This window comes from Embleya sp. NPDC059237 (assembly GCF_042754105.1).
Lineage (GTDB): Bacteria > Actinomycetota > Actinomycetes > Streptomycetales > Streptomycetaceae > Embleya.
On record NZ_JBHZAE010000005.1, the window covers coordinates 483,061 to 499,585 of the forward strand.

The following is a 16,525-nucleotide window of genomic DNA, read 5'->3' on the forward strand; positions in this document are numbered from 1 at the left end:
CAGAGGTGCTTAGAGGGCGCTTAAAACGTCCTTAACATCCTCCGGCCTGCGGTTTCGCGGCGGATGGGGGCCGTGGGCCAAGGCCGTCGCCTTTAAGAAGGTGCTAAGGGGCGTTTAAGCGCGGACTCCGACACTGGCTGCTCATGACTTGCCGGTAAGGGAGTTGCATCGTGACAGAGACCGCCTCGGCACACCTGCCGACGTTTCCCATGCCGAGATCGTGTCCGTTCGACCTCTCGCCGCAGTACGCCGAGCTGAGGAGCGAACGGCCCATCACGCAGGTGCAATTGGCGAGCGGAAAAGCCGCCTGGCTGATCACCCGGCATCAGGACGTGCGCAGACTCTTCCTGGACCCCAATCTCAGTGCCAACGGCGCGCATCCCGAATTCCCGGCACTGGCTCCGCGCAAGCAGTCCTTCGACGAGCAGTCGAAAGGTTTCCTGCCGTGGATGGACCAGCCGGAGCACACCACGTACCGGCGGATGGTGATCAACGAGTTCACGGTGCGTCGGATCGCCCGCATGCGCCCGCGCATCCAGGAGATCGTGGACGACTGCGTCAGTGCGATGCTCGCCGGACCGCGGCCGGTGGACCTGGTCCAGGCACTGTCGCTGCCCGTGCCGTCACTGACCATATGTGACCTGCTCGGCGTCCCGTACGAGGACCTGGACCACATCCAGCGGCATGCGATGATCATGGTCAGTCGTATCCACACCGCCCAGGAACGCGCCGCCGCGCTGCGGGAACTGCGCACCTATCTCGGTGAGTTGTTGCTGATCAAGGGCAAGCAGCCGCAGGACGACATGCTCAGTCGGCTGGTGGTCAAGCACCGGGACGAGGGCCGCGACGACCACGGGCACCTGACCGGGCTCGCACTGCTGATCCTGGTCGGCGGCTACGAGAGCACGGCGAGCACGATCTCGCTGGGTACCGTGGCGCTCCTGGAACACCCCGACCAGGTGGCCGCGTTGCTCGCCGACCCCACACTGGCACCGCGTGCGGTGGAGGAACTGCTGCGCTACTTCAGCGTCGCGGACAACGTCACCAGCCGGATCGCGATCGCCGACATCGAGATCGGCGGGGTGACCATCCGCGCGGGCGAGGGCGTGCTGCTGTCGAACGCGGCGGCCAATCGGGATCCGAGCGTGTTCGCGCATCCCGAGGTGCTGGACATCCACCAGGACACCCGCACACATGTGGCGTTCGGATACGGCATCCACCAGTGCCTCGGGCAGAACCTGGCCCGGTTGGAACTGGAGATCGTCTTTCGCACGCTCTTCGGCCGGATCCCGGGACTACGGACGGCCGTGCCCGTGACGGAACTGCCGTTCAAGAACGACGCGATCATGTTCGGCGTGCACGAAGTACCGGTGACCTGGTGACCCGGTCCCCGGCCGCGGGGCACCGGGACGGCCCCGAGCGCCCGAGCGCGACCGAGCGGAAGTGGAGCGCGATGAGTGTGGAAGTGGACCGCGACGCCTGCGTGGGTGCCGGACAGTGTGTGCTCGCGGCACCGGATGTTTTCGATCAGGGGGACGAGGACGGCCTGTCGTTCGTGCTTCCCGGCGCGTCGGAGCCCGAGAACCTGCGGGCCGTCCGGGACGCGGTGTTGCGCTGTCCGGCCCGAGCGATCACGCTCACCACCGCGCCCGCACCGGAGCCGTCCATCCCCGACGCACCCCCGAACGGAGCCGCCACGTGAGCGACAACGACGTCACCATCGAAACCGGCGACCCCCGGGTGGCGGACCTGCTCGCCTACCCGATGCCGCGCGCCTGCCCCTTCGGTGCGCCGAAGGAGTACGCGGAGCTGCGCGAGCGCGAACCCATCACCCGGGTTCGGCTGCCCACCGGTCGGTGGGCCTGGCTGGTCACCGCGCACGACGCGGTACGCCGACTGTTCACCGACCCCAACCTCAGCGCCAACCGCGTGCATCCCGGCTTCCCCGCGCTGCTGGCGGGGCAGGGCGGGATCAACCCCGCGGGCTTTCTGCCGTGGATGGACCCGCCGGAGCACACCACGTATCGACGCATGGTGATCAGCGAGTTCACCGTCCGGCGGGTACAGCGCCTGCGACCGCGGATCGAGGAGATCGTCACCACGCACGTGGACGGGCTGCTCGCGGGCCCCCGCCCGGTCGACCTGGTCCAGGCGCTGTCCCTGCCCGTTCCCTCGCTGGTGATCTGTGACCTGCTGGGAGTGCCGTACGCAGACCGGGAGTTCTTCCAGACCCGGGCCCGGATCATGGTCGATCGTAATGCCGGCGGCCCCGAGCGGCTCGGCTCGATGACCGAACTGCGGACGTTCCTGAGCGACTTGGTGGTAACCAAGCAGAACGAACCGACCGACGACGTGCTCAGCCGGCTCGCGGTGAAGTATCGCGAGGCCGGGGTCGAGGACAACGAACACCTGGCCGGGATGGCGCTGTTGATCCTGGTCGCCGGCCACGAGACCACGGCGAACATGATCTCGCTCGCGGTCACCTACTTGTTGGAGCACCCGGACCGCCTCGCCGAACTGCGGGACGATCCGACGCTGATCCCCGACGCGGTGGAGGAGTTCCTGCGCTACTTCAGCATCTCCGACCATTCCACGAACCGAGTGGCGCTCGCCGACATCGAAATCGACGGCGTGACCATTCGGGCCGGAGAGGGTGTACTGCTGTCCAACGGCGCGGCCAACCGGGACGCGAAGGTCTTCGACGACCCGGACGAGTTCGATGCGCACCGCGACGCCCGACCGCACCTGGCCTTCGGATACGGCATCCACCAGTGCCTGGGACAGAACCTGGCCCGACTGGAGTTGGAGATCGTGCTCGGCACCCTCCTCGAACGCATCCCGGATCTGCGACTGGCCGTGCCGTTGGCGGAACTGCCGTTCAAGAACGACACGATCATGTACGGGATCCACGAAGTCCCGGTGACCTGGTGACCTGGTGACCCGGTAGCCAGGTGGCGACCCGGTGCCCCGGTGCCCCGGTGCCCCGGTGCGCGTTCGGCGCCGGTGATTCCCGTGTACGCCCTACCCCCGTACCCCCATGTTTCCCGTTCCCGAGCCGTCGGCATCGGCGCGCTCGGCTCGGCAGAGAGGTTCCCACACCAATGTCCAAGACCATCGCCATTTTCGGGGCGGGGAGCGGCCTGGGACTCGCCGTGGCCCGGCGCTTCGGAGCCGAGGGATATCGAGTCGCACTCGTCGCCCGACGCAAGGAACGGCTGGAGGAGTTGCGTGCCGCGTTGGCGAACGAGGGCGTGGAGGCGCACACCTTCACGGCCGACCTCGCCGACCACACCCGGCTCGGCGCGACCGTTGACGAGATCGGCTCCGCGCTCGGCGGCATCGACGTGATCGAGTACAGCCCGGCGGGCATCACCGAACAGCCGGTCGCCACGCTGGACCTGGACCTGGACAACCTCCAACCACAGCTGGACGTGCGCCTGCTCGCGCCGATCGTGCTCGTGCGGCACGTACTACCCGCCATGATCGAACGTGGCGAGGGCGGGCTGCTGTTCGGTCTCGGCTCGGTCGGCAGTCAGCCGGTGTCCTTCATGAGCAACGTCGGCATCGCCTTCGCCGGACTGCGCAACTACATCTACACGCTCAACAGTTCCCTCGCGGACAAGGGTGTGTACGCCGGCGCGTTGACCATCGGCGCGCTGATCGAAAAGAGCGAGGCCCAGGAGAAGTTCGACGCCAAGACCGCGTTCACGTCCGCGCAGGGCGTCGTGCGCGTGTGGCCCGAGGATCTGGCGGATCGGTTCTGGGACATGTACGCCAAACGGGACCGGGTCGAGGAGGTCGTCGGCGGATTCGAGGGGTAGGGCGCATACCGCATACGACGACGTCGCCGCCGGTGGGATCTCCCGCCGGCGGCGACGTCGTCGCGTCGAATCCCTCGAACCGGGTCGGTTCGGGTCAGCCCGTGCCCCGCGCCAGGACGGACGGGTCGGTGTCGACGGGGGAGGGGGCCTCTCGCGCGACCGCGTCGAGGAGTCGGTCCTCGGCGGATTCGGACCGTGTCTCGCCCTCCCCGACGGATGCGAGCGTTTCGAGGTTGTCCTTGATGTCGGTCAGGACGTCGGCCGCCTCCGCCCCGTCGATCACCCGGTGGTCGAACGCGAGGCTCAGGCGCATCACCGGGCGGACCACCACCCGCTCGTCGCGCACCACCGCCACGTCGCGCACCTGTCCCACGCCCAGGGTGATCGTGGTGCCGCCCACCGAGTGGAAGCCGTGCACGGGGCGGTGACCGAGCGAGGTGATCGCGACGGTGCCGAACGACTCCGCCCGGCGCGCCAGCGGGCGGGTCGCGAGCCGAAACGCCAAGCGCCCCAAAGGCATCGGCAGCCGATGCAGCAGGCGCACCTTGGCGAACTCCGGCATCTGCGCCGGATCCCCGTCCCGGAACGGCCGCAGCCGGTCCTGGATTTCGTCGATACCGGCGGTGTCCACGCGCGGAACGACCGTCGCGAGCACCACCCTTCGTCCGTTCAGCACCCGGTCCAGGGTGATCTTGGCGTCGACCGTGGGGTAGTGCGCCACCCTCGGCCGCAGCCGACCGCGGATGGCGGCGTTGGCGTCGGGATGCGCGGCCAGGGCGCGGCCGGCGGCCAGGGCCACATAGGACACCAGCGAGTACGAGTGCCCCGCCTCGCGGCGACCGGCGCGGTGTTCGCGCACACGGGACATGTCGACGTCGGTGTCCAGGAACACCGGGGCGAAGCCCCGGGTCTGCTCCAGGAAGTACAGGGTGTGGCGGCGCTCCCGGGGCACCGGAGTGCTTCGCACGAGGGGCTCCTTACGCTGTCGCGAGGTCGGGTCCCGGCCGCGGACCCCATGACGGAATCACGGGCCGGGTCGATGGCGGTGCTCAGACGGTCTCGACGGCGAAACCGCCCTTGATCCACTTGCTGGACTCCACCGAGATGCCGAGCAGGCGCTGACCGGGGATCGCCCGTTCGAAGGCGCTCTCCAATTGGAAGAACGGGGTGGCGTTGCCGTTGTTGCCGATCTCGCGCACCCGGCTGATCTCGTACGCACCGGGCAGCGCCAGCAGATCCACGATCTTCGTGGTCATCCGCCCGGACAACTGCGGCGGCAACAGGTAGTCGATCTCGTCGCGTTGCCACCCGGTGTCGTCCAGGAGCTCGTCCAGGATCTCGGCGGACATCAGCGGCACCCGCTCCTCGATCGCCTTGTAGTCCTCGATCGCGGGCGGCCGATCCGAGCCCCGATCCCCCGGGCCGTACCAGTCCAGCGTCTGCCCGGGTTCGCGGTCCAGGCCGGTGAGCCTGGTGAACAACTGGCGGATCACCGCCGCGCCGGGAGCCGACGTGCGCTCCAGGACCGCCGCGCCGGCACCGTCGCCGAACAGTACGTAGTGCACCAGTTGGTCGGGCGGCAGCGTCGCGAAATCCAGGTCGAAGTCGTAGAACTTGGCCGACACGTCGCCACCCAGGACCAGGGCGTTGCGATACTCGCCGCCCGCCAGCAACTGCTGCGCCAGGCTCAGCGCCTGGAACGCGCCGCAGCAGCCCGACTGGATCTGGTACGTGGGCACGCCGTTGATCCGCAACCTGTCGGCGACCACGTTCGCCGTCGTGGGCATCAACAGGTCCGGTGAGGCGGTGGCCAGGACCAGCAGGTCCACGTCCTCGGCGGCCCGCCCCGCGCCCTCCAGGGCACGTCGGCCGGCCGTCTCGCACAGGTCCGCCAACGAGTGCGCGGGCTTGGCCGTGTCCAGGTCGATCGACAGGTGCCGGCTCCTGGTGCCGATGAACGTCTCGACCCACTGCTCCCACTGCCCGCCCATGCGCAACCGCCGCCCCAGGGTGGCGTTGTCGATCGCCGGACCCGGCAGCGCGGTGCCGATCGACCGGATGTGGACGTCGCCGTCCACGTCAGCCGCACAGCCGGATGACCACGGCCGCCCGCTCGCTGGGCACCGGGGGATTGGACAGCGGCGGAATCAGGTGCCAGCGGCGGTATCCGCGCTTGCCCGCGAAGGAGCCGCCGGTGCCGATCGCCTTGAGGTGCAGCCACTCGCCCGCGATCATCCCGTCCCGGTCGATGCCGGTGGCCGAGTCCCGGAAGGTGCCCTGCGGCAGATGCACGGCCTCGTGGTACTCGCTGATCAGGTGGCCGTCCGAGGGCCGGCGGCCGGTGATCGTGACGAACCCGACCGCGTCGCCGATGATGTTGTCCTGCTTGTCGTAGATCACGTCGTAGTAGGTGGCGGTGTCACCGATCTGCTGCATGGGCGGGTTCGCCGAGCCGACCGTGCTGTACTTGACCGTCTGCTCGGTGACTCCGCCGACTTCCACACATCGATTGCCCCGCTTGTCGCCGTCCGCCGCGAACGCGTCGGACGCCATCACCGTCGCGGTGGTGGTCACGCACAGCGCGACCAGCGCCGCACTGCGGGCGCGGGACCATTTCGTCGGGTGCGCCATGATCTTCCCCTTCGCTCGTCCGGCCGGGACGTCGAGGGGGCACCGCACGGTGCGCGGGCGCGGTCCCGGCCGTCGCTGCGATGTTCAGGGGCCGCACTTAGACAGACCTAAAGCCGAGCTTGGCGGAGCCGGTCCGCTCTGCAGTCCGGTGACCAGATGGGCCAGTTCGGCGCGCGAACTCAGGTCGAGCTTGCGGTAGATGTGGGCCAGGTGGGCGTCCACGGTGCGCGGGCTCAGCCGCAACACCTGGGCGATCTCACGGGTACGCATGCCCGTTCCCGCGAGATCGGCGATCTCGCGCTCGCGATTGGTCAGTACGGACAGCGCCGTCGCGGCGCCCGGCTCGGTCGACCCCTTGGCCCACGCCAGCGCGGCCAGACGCTCCTCGGCCCGGCGATACAGCGTGTCCGCGCCGGATCGGCGGGCCAGTTCGCGGGCGAGGACCAGCAGTTTCGTCGCGTCGTCCACCCGGCCGGCCACGGCCTCGCACTCGGCGGCGTCCAGCAGCGCCGTGGTCCGCGGCAGCGTCAGGTCGGCCGCCGCCAGTCGGTCGGCGGCGTGCTGGTACAGGTCCGAGGCGGTGTCCGGGTCGTCGGCGAACCGGGCCACCTCGGCCTCGGCGAGCAACGCCTCCGCGTGCTGGAACGACAGTTCCGACTCGCGCACCGCGTCCCGGGCCCGCTTCGCCCACAATGCCGCGTCGGGATCGCCCGCCGCGATCGTGGCGACGGTGAGCATCCGATGACACATCGGTCGAAGCATCGCGGGCAGGTTGAGCAGGTCGGGCCCGCGTCCGACGTCGAGGATCAGCATCCGGCTGCGCCGGGGATCGGCCACCACCGTGGCGCGGGCCAGGGCCAGGGCCGCACTGACCCGCCACAGGCTGCCCGGTTGGAGTGCGGCGACCGCCTGCTCCGCGAGCTGTCGGCCGGTGTCGTGCGCGCCGTTCCAGGACGTCTGCAGGGCCTTGAGGGCCAGCGTGAGGCCGCGGACCTCGTCGGAGTCGATGCGCTCGGCGATCGCGTACGCCTCGTCGATGATCGGCTCGGCTCCCGCCGTCGGCCCCACGAACAGGCAGATGTGGCACAGGCCGTCGATCATGATCGGCAGGAGGTACACCTGGCCGGTGGCGTACGCGATGCCCAGTCCGCGCAGCATGTGCCGCTGGGCGTCGGTGAACCGGCCGAGGAAGATCTCGGCCCAGGCCAGCAGCGGCAACACCTCCAGACCGTCGACCAGCGCGTCGTTCGGGATCTGATCCAGCCGGGTCGCGCACCGGTCGATCATCCGGGCTCCGGCGGCCCGGTCCCCGGCGATCACCTCGTAGAGCCCGTACAGCGCCAGGGCACTGCCCTCGAGATCCCCGTCGGGGCCGCTGCCGGCGGACCGCAGGGTGGTGCGCAACTCCTCCGAGGAGGGCCACATGCCGCTGCCCACCACGCCCATGACGGTGCGCAGGACGAACAGGATGCCGGTCGCCGAGCGTGGTTGCGGCAGCGCCGCGATCTCGGAGGTCAACGACGCCCACGCCTGGGTGTGGTTGCCGAGGAACAGGTCGATCATCGTGCGCTGCTTGATCAGCCGTACGCGGTCCTCGACACCCTCGCCCGATCGGATCGCGAGCGCCGCCTCCAAGAGCGCGCGACTCTCCGCGGGCCTGCCCTCCAGGAACAGGGCGTGCGCCGTCTTCGCCAACACCGTGGTGCGTTGGTCCCGAACCCCCGGGTCGCGGTCGATCAGCGAACCGGCGAGGCGCAACCACTGGCCGGCCTGGCGCGGCGCGGAGCGCATCACCTCGTCCGCGGCCCGTACGAGTGTCGCGACCGCGTCGCGCGCGTTCTCGCCGGTGAAGGAGTGCTCGATGTGCGGGGCCCGCGCGGCGGCCGGCGCATCGCGCTCGACCAGTACGGCCAGCGCGTTGCGGTGCAGGCGCAGCCGCCGACAGGCATCGCTTTCGGTGTAGGCGAGCCGGCGCAGTATCGGATGGCGGAAGGAGTACTGCACGCCGGCGTCGACCACGCGCAGCAGATCGCGACGGACCAGACGGTCGGTGGCGGCGCAGACCTGGCGCATGTCGAGTTCGGCCACCGCCGCCACCGCCACCAGGTCGAAGCGTTCGGCGAAGACGGCCGCCGCGTGCAGCACCTGCGCCTCGACGCCGGACAACCCGGAGATCTCGGCCAACAGGTGGGCTGCGTACTGGTTTTGCAGATCGTCGACGTGGCCGGCCGGGACGGGCGACGGAGGGTGTGCCGTCGGGCCGTGCGTGCCGCGGTCGCCGCAGTGTGCCGCGGCGAGCAGATACAGCGGGTTGCCCTCCGATTCCCGGCACAGGTCGCGCAATCGCGGATCCTCCACGCCCATGCCGAGGAGTTCGGCGCACTGCTCCCGGGTGAGGGCGGGCAGGGCGATGCGTTCCACCGTGCCCTGCACGAGGCCGTGGGCGAGCGACTCGCGCAGTTGCGGCGGGGCCTGGCGGGGGCGATCGGCCATCACCACGAGCAGCGGAACGTCGAGGGGCGAGGAGATCAACTGGTCGATCAACGCGAGCGATTGCGGGTCCGCCCAGTGCATGTCGTCGAGAATGATCACCAGGCCGTCGTGGGTGACGTGTCGCAGCAGCAGGCGCAGCCGATGGGAACCGACCTGGGCGGGCCCCGCATCGGGGTCGGCGGCATCGAGGTGGGTGGGCGCGTGCAGCACGCGGCGCAGCGAGGCCGCGGTGTGCGTGGGAAGGTGGTCCAGACGTTGCGAGACCAGCTCGCTGTGCAGGGCCGCCACCACGACGTGAAAGGCGTTGTTCTGCCCGTAGGCGGTGCCTCGGGCATGCAACACGGGAATGTCCCGCTCGTGTGCCTCGGCGGCGAACTCCGCCAGAAGTCTGCTCTTGCCGCTGCCGATTCCGCCGGCGACTTCGATCACCATGCCCCGTTGTCGTGGTAATCGATCGAGCGAGGTGACGAGTCGTTGTATCTCGTGTCGACGAACGGTCCCGGCATTCGGACGCAATGGAGATTTCGTGGAACTCACCCCGTATGTCCTGCAATCGAGTACCGCGATGCGGTACTTGGTGCGTGAAAGCCGACTCGGGATGATGTCGTCGGTGCGACCGGCGCGGGATGGCGGCGGAACCGGCGGACGATGCACGGCCCGACGCCAAGCGTGCCCCACGGTTCCGTCTTCGGGTGTCCGTCTGCGAACCCGTACCCGTCACCCGGGACCGTCCTGCGCGTTGTTCCCCCTCGTCGACCAGCGTTCCCCTACTGGGGGAATGTGGACGACGCAAGTATAGATCAGCGGCGCGCGGATGAGCCATGTGCGTCGGGCCCGATACGTCCTCGGCACCGCACCGGCCCGGCGCCGACGAGGGAACGTGGCACCGATCCGGCGCGGGGAGCGCTCAGCCGAGGCCGAGTTCGTTGTCGATGAGATCGAAGATCTCGTCGTCGCTCGCTCGGGCGAGATGTGCGGACGCGGCGGGTTCGCCGGTGCCGCCCGCGGGTCGCCGTGCCGGCGTCGACAGCGCCGCCAGCAGTTCGCGCAGCCGCTCCGCCAGCCGATCCGTGTCCGGCTGGGTCACCGCGGCGTCCGCCACGGCGAGTTCGACCCGATGCAGTTCGGCGAACAGCGACGTCAACGCGACCGCCGGCGCGGCCGATTCGGCCCGCACGGCCAGGGCCTCCTCCAGATGCCGGGCCAGCGCGGAGGGCGTGGCGTGATCGAAGACGAGGGAGACGGGCAATCGAAGCCCGGTGTCGACGTTGAGCCGATTGCGCAACTCGACCGCGGACAGCGAGTCGAAGCCCAACTCCTTGAACGAGCGTTTCCCGTTGATTGCCCCCGCCGACGAGTGTCCCAGGACGGTGGCGACATGGCCGCTCACCACGTCCTTCAACAACTGCCGCCGAGCGCTCGGGCGCAGCGGCGCGAGCCGTTCGGCGAGTGTCGGCGCCCCGGCGGTCGGGGCCGCCGCGTCCGCGGCCCGCGAGGGCTCGACGGCGGTCAACGCGGCGAAGAGGGGAGTGGATTCCCCGGCTCGGGCGCGGGCCCGCAGCGCGGGCAGGTTCAGCCCGACCGCGACGGGCGCGGCGTGCCGCTGTTCGAGCGCCGCGTCGAACAGGGCCAGACCCTGCTCGACGGACAACGGCACGATGCCGCCCCGGGACAGGCGGGCCAGCGCGGTGTCGTCGAGCCGGCCGGTCATCGCGCTCTGCGCGCCCCACAGTCCCCACGCGAGGGAGATGCCGGGCAGGCCGAGTGCTTGGCGGTGGTGCGCGAGAGTGTCCAGGAAGGTGTTCGCGGCGGCGTAGTTGCCCTGTCCCGGGTTGCCGAGCACGCCCGCCGCCGAGGAGTACAGCACGAACGCGGCCAGGTCGAGGCGTCGGGTCAGCCTGTGCAGGTGCCACGCGCCGTCGACCTTGGGCCGCAGCACCGCGTCGATCCGCGCGGGCGTGAGCGCGTCCACCGTCGCGTCGTCCAGGACGCCGGCGGTGTGCACCACCGCGGTCAACGGATGCTCGGGCGGTATCCCGTCCAGGAGTCGGGCCACCGCGTCGAAGTCGGCGACATCGCACGCGGACAGGCGCACCTCCGCGCCGAGCGAGGCCAATTCGGCGAGCAGTTCGCCCGCCCCTGCGGCCTGCCCGCCGCGGCGGCTCGCCAACACCAGGCGGCGTACGCCGTGCCGGGTGACCAGGTGGCGGGCCAGCAGCCGGGCCAGGGTGCCGGTGGCGCCGGTGATCAGTACGGTCCCCTCCGGGTCGAGCCCGGACGGCAGGGTCAGCAGCGTCTTGCCGATGTGGCGGGCCTGGGACAGGAAGCGCAGCGCCTCGGGCGCGTGGGCGATGTCCCAGGCGGTGATCGGCAGCGGTGCCAGTCGTCCGCTTTCGAACAACTCGACCAGGATGGTCAACATCTCCTGGATACGTTCCGGTGCGACCCGGTTCAGGTCGTAGGCGGTGTAGGTCACCCCGGGGTGCGCCGAGGCGACCAGCAGCGGGTCGCGGATGTCCGTCTTGCCCATCTCCAAAAAGCGCCCGCCCGGCGACAGCAGCCGCAACGAGGCGTCGACGAATTCCCCGGACAGCGAATTGAGCACGACGTCCACGCCGCGCCCGCCGGTCGCGTGCGCGAAGGTGTGTTCGAAGGCCGGTGTCCGAGAGCCCGCGATGCGCTCGTCGGGCAGGCCCTGGGCGCGCAGCGCGTCCCACTTGCCGGGACCGGCGGTGCCGTAGACCTCCAGGCCCAGATGCCGGGCCAGTTGCAGCGCGGCCATGCCGACGCCGCCCGCGGCCGAGTGCACCAACACCGATTCGCCCGGCCGGACCCCGGCCAGGTCGACCAGGCCGTGATAGGCGGTCAGGAAGACCACCGGCACCACCGCGGCCCGCCCGAACGACCACCCCTCGGGCATCCGGGAGAGCAGCCGGTGGTCGGTGACCGCGACCGGACCCAGGCCGCCCTCGGGGAACAGACCCATCACCCGATCCCCGGGAGCCACCGTGGTCACCCCGGGGCCGACCTCGGCCACCACACCCGCGCCCTCGCCGCCGATCCGCGCCTCGTCGCCCGGATACATGCCGAGCCCGATCAGCACGTCCCGGAAATTCAGCCCACCGGCCCGCATGGTCACCCGCACCCGACCGGGCCCCAGGGGCTCGGCGAGTTGCGGTGCGTCCACCAGGGCCAGGTTGGCCAGGGTGCCGTTGTCGGTGGTGGCCAGGTGCCAGGCCGGTGAATTCGACGGGGGAGTCAGCACGTCGGGCACGGTGTCCGCGCGCACCAGCCGGGGAACGTACGTGGTGCCCTGGCGCAGCGCGGCCTCCGGCTCGTCGCCGGCCACGATCGCCCGCAGCGCCGGGTCCGGCTCCCGGTCCCGAGACGGCGCGGCCGTCGGGTCTGCGGGCGCCGCGGCGGGCAGGCGGTCCACGTCGAGCAGGGCGAATCGGCCCGGATTCTCGGTACGGGCCGAACGCAGCAGGCCCCATGCCGCAGCGCCGGCCAGATCGCGGATCTCCGGCCCCGGGGCGGTGCCCACCGCGCCGCGCGTGACGGCGACCAGGCACGCGTGGGCGAATCGGTCGTCGCCGGCCCAGTCGCGGGCGAGTTCGGCGGCGCGGTGCACCGCGGCGCGCACCGCGTCCGGTGTGCTCGCGTCGTCGTCCACCCGGGCGTCGGGACGGCCCACGGTGACCAGAACCCGATCGGGTACGGGCAGGCCCGCCTCGATACTCGCGCCGAGCGCGGCCAGATCCGGATACACCGGCACCGCCGGCCCCCCGGGCGTGCGCACGGCGGCGGCCAGCGCCAGCGGGTCCGGCCCGACGACCGCGCACGCGCTCGCGCGGCCGTCGGTGTCCGAGCCCGCCGGTGTCCAACGCACCACGTGCAGGGCACCGGCGGACGCGGGCCGCGCGGCCGCCAGCCGGGACACCGGCACCTGCCGGGTGGTGAGCGTGTCCACCGCGGCCACGGGGGCGCCGGTCGGGTCGGTCAGCACGATGGTGGTGGTGTCCTCGGTGGTCCGGGTCAGCGTGACCCGGACCTCGCTCGCGCCGCTCGCGTACAGCCGGATCCCCGCCCAGTGGAAGGGCAGCGCGACCTGGGCCGAGCCGTCGCCGCCGCTTTCGGCCCGGACCATCGCCAGCGGGTGCAGCGCGGCGTCGAACAGCGCCGGATGCAGCGTGTGCCCGCCCGCCGGGACGCCGTGCGGCAGACGGACCTCGGCGTACAGGTCGTTGCCCGCCCGCCACAGCGCGCCCAGTCCGCGAAAGGCCGGGCCGTAGTGGTAGCCGCGCTCGGCCAGACCGTCGTAGACACCGCTCAGGTCCACCTCGCTCGCACCGGGCGGCGGCCAGGGGCCGGCCACCGCGGGCGGCGCCACCGGATCCGGTGCGATCAGGTTCGCGGTGGCGTGCCGGGTCCACACCGCGTCGGCCCCGGCCGCGTCCGCGCGCGTGTGCACTTCCACCGCGCGCCGCCCGGTGTCGTCGGGGGCACTCGCCGTGAGCCGCAGCGCGACGGAGCCCTCCTCGGGCAGGATCAGCGGTGCCTCGACGGTGAGTTCGTCCACGCCCGAGCAGCCGACGTGCGCGCCCGCGTGCAGGATCAGGTCCAGGAAACCGGTCGCCGGCAACAGCGTGGCGCCGACCACCTGGTGGTCGCCCAGCCACGGCGTCGCGGCCACCGACAGCCGCCCGGTCCACAGCAGCGCGCCGTCGGCCAGATCGATCACGGTGTCCAGCAGCGGACTCCCGGCCGCGGCGAGCCCGAGCGAGGCGACATCGCCCGCGCCACGCACCGGTTCGAGCCAGTAGCGCTCGCGCTGGAACGGATAGCCCGGCAACCCCGACAGGTCCGGCGACTCCCGCACGTCGGGCAACCCGGGCGGCGACGTGGGCCCACCCGCCGGCAGCAACACCTGCCAGTCCACGGCCCGTCCGTGCGCGTGCAGCGTGCCCAGCGCACCGAGCAGGGTATGCGACTCGCCGTGCCGCGCGCGCAACGTGGACGCGAACACCGGCTCCCCCGGGGCCTGTTCCAGGCACTGCCGGGCGAGCGCGGTCAACACCGGCTCCGGCCCCAGTTCCAGGTAGCCCGTGATCCCGAAGTCGGCCAGCGCCCGGACCCCGTCCACGAAGCGCACCGGACTGACGATGTGCCGCACCCAGTAGCGCGGATCGCTCAACTCGCCGGGCTCGGCGACCCGTCCGGTGACATCGGAGATCACCGGCAGCGACGGCTCGTGATAGGTCAACTCCTCCGCAACCTTGGCGAAGTCGGCCAGGATCGGCGCCATGTGCGGGGAGTGGAAGGCATGATCGACCTTCAACCGCGACGTCCGCCGGCCCGCCGCGACGAAGTGGCCCGCGACACGCTCCACCGCGTCCACGTCACCGGAGACCACGGTGGACGCCGGGCCGTTCAGCGCGGCGATCGCGATCCTGTCCTCGTGTCCGGCCAGGAGCGGGCGCACCTCCTCCTCCGACGCCTCGACGGCGACCATCGCGCCACCCGCCGGTGCCGACTGCATCAAAGCTCCTCGGGCCGCCACCAGCACACACGCGTCCCGCAGATCCAGCACGCCCGCCACATGCGCCGCGGCCAACTCCCCGATCGAATGGCCCAAAACCGCGTCCGGCCCGACCCCGAAGCGCGCCGTCAGCCGGAACAGCGCGACCTGCACGGCGAACAGGCTCGCCTGGGTGAACACCGTACGATCCAACAACCCCGCCTCGGAGCTGCCCTCGGGAGCGAACAACACCTGCTTGAGCGGCAACGGCAGCAACGGGTCCAGGAACGCGCACACCTCGTCCAGCGCCCGAGCGAACACCGGGAACTCGGCGTACAGTTCGCGCCCCGCGCCGAGCCGTTGGCTGCCTTGACCGGTGAACAGGAACGCGATGCGCGGAGCCGGCGCCGCGACGCCGCGCACCACCCGCGGCGACGGCTCGTCCCGAGCCAGCGCCGACAACGCGCCCGAGAACTCCGCAGGGCACGTGCCAAGCAGCACCGCGCGGTGTTCGAACACGGTCCGGGAGGTGTGCAGCACGCGGCCCAGCCGCACCGGATCCGACTCGGGATGCTCGGCCAGGAACCGCCGCAGCTCCTCGGTGGATTGCCGCAACGCCGCCGGCGTCCGAGCGGACAGCGGCCACGGCACCACGCCACCGCCACCGACGGGCGCTTCCTCGTCGGTGGGCGCGACCTCCGGGTCGGCCGGCGCGTCGGCCGCATCGCCGACCGGCGGCTCCTCGATGATCGCGTGCGCGTTGGTTCCGCTGATGCCGAACGCGGACACACCCGCGCGCCGGGGCCGCGTCGGCGTGTACTCCCAGGGCTGCTCGCGGCTCAACAGCCGCACCGTGCCCTCGTCCCAGTCCACATGCGGAGTGGGTTCCTCGGCGTGCAGCGTGCGCGGCAGCAGGCCGTGCCGCAGCGCCAACACCATCTTGATCACCGCGCCGACCCCGGCCGCCGCCTGGGTGTGCCCGATGTTCGACTTCAGCGAGCCCAGCCACAACGGACGATCCGCCGGGCGCCGCGCGCCGTACACGTCGATCAGCGCCCGGGCCTCGATCGGATCGCCGAGCCTGGTCCCGGTACCGTGCGCCTCCACCGCGTCCACGTCCTCGGTGCCCAGGCCCGCGTCCGCCAGCGCCCGTCGGATCACCCGCTCCTGCGAGGGACCGTTGGGCGCGGTCAACTGCGCGCTGGCGCCGTCCTGGTTGACCGAAGTACCGCGAACCACCGCCAGCACCCGATGCCCGTTGCGTCGCGCCTGCGACAACCGCTCCACGAGCAGCAGGCCGACCCCCTCGCTCCAGCCCGTGCCGTTCGCGTCCGCCGAGAAGGCCCGGCAACGTCCGTCGGGGGACAGGCCGCCCTGGCGGCTGAACTCCACGAAGGTGTGCGGCGTCGACATCACCGTGGCCCCGCCCACGAGCGCGAGCGCGCACTCGCCCCGGCGCAGCGCCTGAACCCCCAGGTGCAGCGCCACCAGCGACGACGAGCACGCGGTGTCCACCGTCACCGCCGGGCCCTCCAGGCCGAACGTGTAGGCGATCCGGCCGGTCGCCACGCTGCCCAGGCTGCCGTTCGCGAGGTATCCCTCGTACTCCCGCGGAGCGGGCCGAAGCCGGGCGCCGTAGTCGTTGTACATGATTCCGGCGAACACCCCGGTGTCGCTCCCGCGCAACGACTCCGGCACGATCCCCGCGTCCTCGAACACCCGCCACGCGGTTTCCAGGAGCAGCCGCTGCTGGGGATCCACCGTCATCGCCTCACGGGGACCCATGCCGAAGAACTCCGCGTCGAAATCGGCCGCGTCGTAGAGGAAACCGCCGTTGCGGGTGGACGACTTGCCCACCGCCGCCGGATCCGGATCGTGCAGGTCCGCCACGTCCCAGCCCCGGTCCGCGGGGAACTCGCCGATGCTCTCGCCGCCTTCGGCCAGCAGCCGCCACAATTGTTCGGGCGAGTCGACGCCGCCCGGATAGCGACAGGCCATGCCGATGATCGCGATCGGCTCGTGCTGCCGCTCCTCGACCTCCTCCAACCGGCGGCGGGTCCGA

9 protein-coding genes and 1 pseudogene are annotated in these 16,525 nt (G+C 71.3%); 4 read left to right on the forward strand and 6 right to left on the reverse strand.

The features are described 5' to 3' along the window. Positions 1 to 170: 170 nt before the first annotated feature. The 4 genes from ACFXKZ_RS19100 (at position 171) to ACFXKZ_RS19115 (ending at position 3,821) form a co-directional block, all read left to right on the forward strand. Complete coding sequence (locus tag ACFXKZ_RS19100) at positions 171 to 1,382, forward strand: cytochrome P450 (protein WP_380001869.1); 1,212 nt, start codon at positions 171 to 173, stop codon at positions 1,380 to 1,382. 71 nt (positions 1,383 to 1,453) lie between these two features. Then, entirely contained in the window at positions 1,454 to 1,702 is a 249-nt protein-coding gene (locus tag ACFXKZ_RS19105) for a ferredoxin (protein ID WP_380001871.1), read from the forward strand. Between the two features lie 62 nt (positions 1,703 to 1,764). After that, the gene (locus ACFXKZ_RS19110; RefSeq protein WP_380002073.1) at positions 1,765 to 2,931 is read left to right on the forward strand and encodes a cytochrome P450; all 1,167 of its coding nucleotides are present in this window, start codon (positions 1,765 to 1,767) and stop codon (positions 2,929 to 2,931) included. A 170-nt stretch (positions 2,932 to 3,101) separates the two neighbouring features. Further along, positions 3,102 to 3,821: an SDR family NAD(P)-dependent oxidoreductase gene (locus ACFXKZ_RS19115; protein ID WP_380001873.1), complete on the forward strand. Its 720-nt coding sequence runs from the start codon at positions 3,102 to 3,104 to the stop codon at positions 3,819 to 3,821. A gap of 94 nt (positions 3,822 to 3,915) precedes the next feature. Here the strand turns inward: ACFXKZ_RS19115 and ACFXKZ_RS19120 are convergent, their stop codons facing one another. The 6 genes and pseudogenes from ACFXKZ_RS19120 to ACFXKZ_RS19145 all read right to left on the reverse strand — a co-directional run. Beyond that, the gene (locus tag ACFXKZ_RS19120) at positions 3,916 to 4,788 is read right to left on the reverse strand and encodes a 2-oxo acid dehydrogenase subunit E2 (RefSeq protein WP_380001875.1); all 873 of its coding nucleotides are present in this window, start codon (positions 4,786 to 4,788) and stop codon (positions 3,916 to 3,918) included. Between the two features lie 82 nt (positions 4,789 to 4,870). After that, positions 4,871 to 5,899 carry a 3-oxoacyl-ACP synthase III family protein gene (locus tag ACFXKZ_RS19125; protein ID WP_380001877.1) on the reverse strand — a complete coding sequence of 343 codons (1,029 nt, stop codon included), beginning with the start codon at positions 5,897 to 5,899 and terminating at the stop codon, positions 4,871 to 4,873. Position 5,900: 1 nt separating this feature from the next. Next, the gene (locus ACFXKZ_RS19130; RefSeq protein ID WP_380001879.1) at positions 5,901 to 6,452 is read right to left on the reverse strand and encodes a hypothetical protein; all 552 of its coding nucleotides are present in this window, start codon (positions 6,450 to 6,452) and stop codon (positions 5,901 to 5,903) included. A gap of 84 nt (positions 6,453 to 6,536) precedes the next feature. Next, a complete protein-coding gene (locus tag ACFXKZ_RS19135) occupies positions 6,537 to 9,623 on the reverse strand; it encodes an ATP-binding protein (RefSeq protein ID WP_380001881.1) in 3,087 nt (1,028 codons plus the stop codon). 229 nt (positions 9,624 to 9,852) lie between these two features. Further along, the gene (locus tag ACFXKZ_RS19140) at positions 9,853 to 13,422 is read right to left on the reverse strand and encodes an SDR family NAD(P)-dependent oxidoreductase (RefSeq protein WP_380002075.1); all 3,570 of its coding nucleotides are present in this window, start codon (positions 13,420 to 13,422) and stop codon (positions 9,853 to 9,855) included. Beyond that, positions 13,417 to 16,482 (reverse strand): annotated as a pseudogene (locus ACFXKZ_RS19145) (type I polyketide synthase); the annotation flags it as partial. The pseudogene ACFXKZ_RS19145 and the gene ACFXKZ_RS19140, both read right to left, overlap by 6 nt. Positions 16,483 to 16,525: the final 43 nt, after the last annotated feature.

Bases quoted from the DNA above. Each gene is read 5' to 3' on its own strand.
- ACFXKZ_RS19105 (WP_380001871.1), top strand. From the start codon at position 1,454: ATGAGTGTGGAAGTGGACCGCGACGCCTGCGTGGGTGCCGGACAGTGT.
- ACFXKZ_RS19110 (WP_380002073.1), top strand. From the start codon at position 1,765: ATGCCGCGCGCCTGCCCCTTCGGTGCGCCGAAGGAGTACGCGGAGCTG.
- ACFXKZ_RS19115 (WP_380001873.1), top strand. From the start codon at position 3,102: ATGTCCAAGACCATCGCCATTTTCGGGGCGGGGAGCGGCCTGGGACTC.
- ACFXKZ_RS19130 (WP_380001879.1), bottom strand. From the start codon at position 6,452: ATGGCGCACCCGACGAAATGGTCCCGCGCCCGCAGTGCGGCGCTGGTC.